Annotated in this window: 6 protein-coding genes and 1 tRNA gene; 5 read left to right on the top strand and 2 right to left on the bottom strand. The window is 37.9% G+C overall.

Annotated features, from left to right (window positions below):
- Nucleotides 1–433 (top strand): aldo/keto reductase (locus AACV33_RS00740; protein WP_182700658.1); only part of this gene is annotated, 433 nt, incomplete at its 5' end.
- Between the two features lie 92 nt (nt 434–525).
- Here the strand turns inward: AACV33_RS00740 and pyrC are convergent.
- A complete protein-coding gene (gene pyrC, locus AACV33_RS00735; protein ID WP_182700657.1) occupies nt 526–1,554 on the bottom strand; it encodes a dihydroorotase in 1,029 nt (342 codons plus the stop codon).
- A 202-nt stretch (nt 1,555–1,756) separates the two neighbouring features.
- Between pyrC and arfA the strand changes: the two genes are divergently transcribed.
- On the top strand, nt 1,757–1,951 hold the full coding sequence (arfA, locus tag AACV33_RS00730) for a ribosome alternative rescue factor ArfA (RefSeq protein WP_012551805.1): 195 nt from the start codon (nt 1,757–1,759) through the stop codon (nt 1,949–1,951).
- 152 nt (nt 1,952–2,103) lie between these two features.
- Nucleotides 2,104–2,178 (top strand) — tRNA-Gly (locus AACV33_RS00725).
- Nucleotides 2,179–2,422: 244 nt separating this feature from the next.
- Here the strand turns inward: AACV33_RS00725 and AACV33_RS00720 are convergent.
- Nucleotides 2,423–2,620 carry a helix-turn-helix domain-containing protein gene (locus AACV33_RS00720; RefSeq protein ID WP_061004430.1) on the bottom strand — a complete coding sequence of 66 codons (198 nt, stop codon included), beginning with the start codon at nt 2,618–2,620 and terminating at the stop codon, nt 2,423–2,425.
- 133 nt (nt 2,621–2,753) lie between these two features.
- On the opposite strand from AACV33_RS00720, the gene AACV33_RS00715 reads away from it, so the two are divergent.
- Together AACV33_RS00715 and AACV33_RS00710 are read left to right on the top strand one after the other, a co-directional pair.
- The gene (locus tag AACV33_RS00715; protein ID WP_061004432.1) at nt 2,754–2,966 is read left to right on the top strand and encodes a hypothetical protein; all 213 of its coding nucleotides are present in this window, start codon (nt 2,754–2,756) and stop codon (nt 2,964–2,966) included.
- 10 nt (nt 2,967–2,976) lie between these two features.
- Nucleotides 2,977–3,211: Arm DNA-binding domain-containing protein (locus tag AACV33_RS00710; protein WP_182700656.1), on the top strand; the 235-nt coding region annotated here is incomplete at its 3' end.

Genomic DNA, 3,211 nt, shown 5'->3' with positions numbered 1-3,211 from the left:
TTCTAACTTTACGCCTTCTCATTTTGATTTATTGCAGTCGCGTTTAGATAAACCATTAGTAACGAATCAAGTGGAAATCAATCCATTAAACTTTGATGTTGCTCATGATGGAACGCTAGACCATTTACAAATGAATCGTATTAAGCCAATGGCATGGTCTTGTCTTGCGGGCGGCGATATTTTCTCTGGTACGTCAGAACAAGCGATTCGAGTTCGGCATGTATTAGAAGAGATTAAAGAAGAGATTGGTGCCGATAGTATTGATCAAGTGATCTATGCGTGGGTTGCTAAATTGCCATCAAACCCAGTGCCAATTATTGGCTCAGGTAAGATTGAGCGTGTTCAATCAGCAATTAAAGCCATGAGCTTAGCGCTGACTCGTGAGCAATGGTATCGTGTTTGGGTTGAATCTAAAGGTCACGGCGTGCCATAGCCTTTAATCAACGACAAAAATGGGATGCTTGTTTATTACAGCATCCCATTTTTTATGGTTATAACATAATAACTAACACTAGGCAGTTATCGTTATTTAACTAACCATTCAACCGCTTCACCAGCACGAATAGGCACAACAACATCATTACCAAAAGACATGGTTTCAGGAGTGATCCACGCTTCTTTGACTAGCGTTATCGTATCTGTATTGCGTGGTAAGTTATAGAAATCAGGGCCGTTGAAACTTGCAAAAGCTTCAAGGTTATCTAATTTTCCTTCGTTCTCAAATACTTCTGCATACAATTCAATAGAAGCGTGCGCAGTATAAGAGCCAGCACAACCGCAAGCCGCTTCTTTTTTCTCTTTTGAATGAGGGGCAGAGTCTGTGCCTAAAAAGAATTTAGGGCTACCACTTGTTGCCGCTTCTATTAGGGCAAGTTGGTGTGTATTGCGTTTTAAAATTGGTAAACAATAGAAATGAGGTTTGATACCACCAACAAGCATATGATTACGATTAAATAATAAATGATGAGCCGTAATAGTTGCAGCCACATTCGGACCTGCATTTTTAACAAAGTCTGCAGCATCTTTTGTTGTGATGTGTTCAAGAACAATTTTCAATTCAGGAAAATCATTTACGATTGGCGCTAATACCGTATCAAGGAAGGTTTTCTCGCGATCAAAAATATCAATATCATGTGTTGTCACTTCACCATGTATAAGAAGCAACATACCTTCTTCTTGCATGGTTTTTAAAATAGGGTAAACCTTTTGAATATCGCTTACACCTGAATCCGAATTCGTGGTGGCACCAGCAGGGTATAATTTAGCCGCGACAATATAGCCAGTTGCTTTTGCTTTACGAATTTCATCAGAAGTTGTCTTTTCTGTTAAGTATAAAGACATGATTGGAGCGAAAGTATTAGAAGCGTTTACCGTTTGAATGCGTTCGCGATAGCTGAGAGCTTGTTCGGTTGTGATAACTGGTGGCACTAGGTTTGGCATGATTAACGCTCGGCCATTATAACGACCAGAGTCACGTACAGTATCAGTTAATACGTCACCATCACGTAGATGTAAATGCCAATCATCAGGACGAGTAATTGTTAAAGTTGTCATTTGCTGCTCCCACCAGAAAAAGAAATAAGAGCCTAAGTAATTCATTGAGTTAATCGTTTGCTTAGGCGATAGGATTCTAAAGCAAAATGATTAAAACAAATAGGATAAAGTAAAAATTAATGAGCAATTTGACTTAAAAGGTAAAAGAGAACACAATCCGATCGTTTTTTGTACAAATAGAAAATATTGACTAAGAGGTCTTATGAAAAGTAATAAAAAGGCAGTCACTCCTGATCATGATCACGGGAGAGGCGTTATTAAAGACAATGCACTAAAAGCGGTGGTTACCAGCCAATTATTTACCACTCGAGTCACTAAAGCGAAAAAAGGTAAGGGGAGTTTTTCAAGAAAAGAGAAGTATAAAGGGCATAAAGAGCCCTATTCAAAAGCAGCGTAACGTCTCGTTGACTTTGAATAGGGCTTTTTTTGTGACCAATGTATTAAAAAATGAGCACTAACGATTAAATAACCATCAATCAGTAAGTTAAGTGAAAGAAAGTGCTTTACGTATCCGCTCAGTGTGGCATTATCTATCTCGTTCAACGATGTGCGTACATCGTATAATGGCTATTACCTCAGCCTTCCAAGCTGATGATGCGGGTTCGATTCCCGCTGTACGCTCCAATCTCTTTTCATCTTCCTCAAGAGATTGTTCCTGTTTTTAAATTCCAACTTATTGAAAATGATGCGCTTAATTGCGTGTTTTGCTGTATCTGGCGTTTGAGGATCTTTTGATCTTATTTATGATGAAATGATGCGGTGGCCAAATGGTGGCTAAATCGGTGTCTACGATGTCATCGTATCTATATGGCCTTAAATGGGCCAATAGAAAAAATCCTCAGCCCATTATTAACTTTTCTAATCTGAACTACTGTTGTTCAAATAACTCACCCACACTTACATTTAAGTAAGTACATAGCGTATCAATCACCTCAAGTTCTACACGCGTTGCTGTTTCGTTATAAAGGCGCGTAACTGTACCTCTATTAATCCCTGTATCTCTTGCGACATCAGAAATTTTTAATCTCTTTTCACCCATGATCTTAGAAAGATGGCACTTCAACATGTTCTTCTCCTGTTTAAAATGTTCTCCTGTGGGTTAAAAATGCTTGCAAAAGATAATTCTTATGATACATTTTGTTCTGTAGGAGATAATTAAGTTCTTTTAAGAGTAAATAATATTTGTAGGAGATTGTACGATGGATAATACCTATTTGACAACAGCGGAACTGGCAGGTCGTATTAAATATGATGCGAGAGTCATTCGTGAGCAATTAAAAGATTCAGTTTTGTTTGAGGGAATTCATTATATTCGTCCATTTGGAGGCCGAAAAATCCTTTTTATCTGGGAGCGAGTAGAAGAAGAGATGTTAATGGGCATATCAAGCCAGTCATTGTTAGTAGGATATTAGGGAGAAAATCATGGGGGTTGTAAATGTAAGAAATGGAAAGCTTGTAATTCAATTCCGATTTAAAGGGCAACGTTGTCGGGAGCAAACTCAACTTCTAGATAATTCTGTAAATAGAAAACGTTTAGAACGTATGCTTCAACGCATTGAAGCTGAGATAATATTAGACGCTTTTGATTATCAAAAATATTTTCCAAACAGCAATGGTGCAAAACGTTTTATAGAAACAAAGAAACGAGAAAATAATG

Origin of the sequence: Aliivibrio sp. SR45-2 (assembly GCF_963890165.1) — a bacterium.
Taxonomy (GTDB): domain Bacteria; phylum Pseudomonadota; class Gammaproteobacteria; order Enterobacterales; family Vibrionaceae; genus Aliivibrio; species Aliivibrio salmonicida.
Note: the sequence above shows the minus strand (reverse complement) of the source record. Positions and strands in the feature narration are given on the sequence as shown.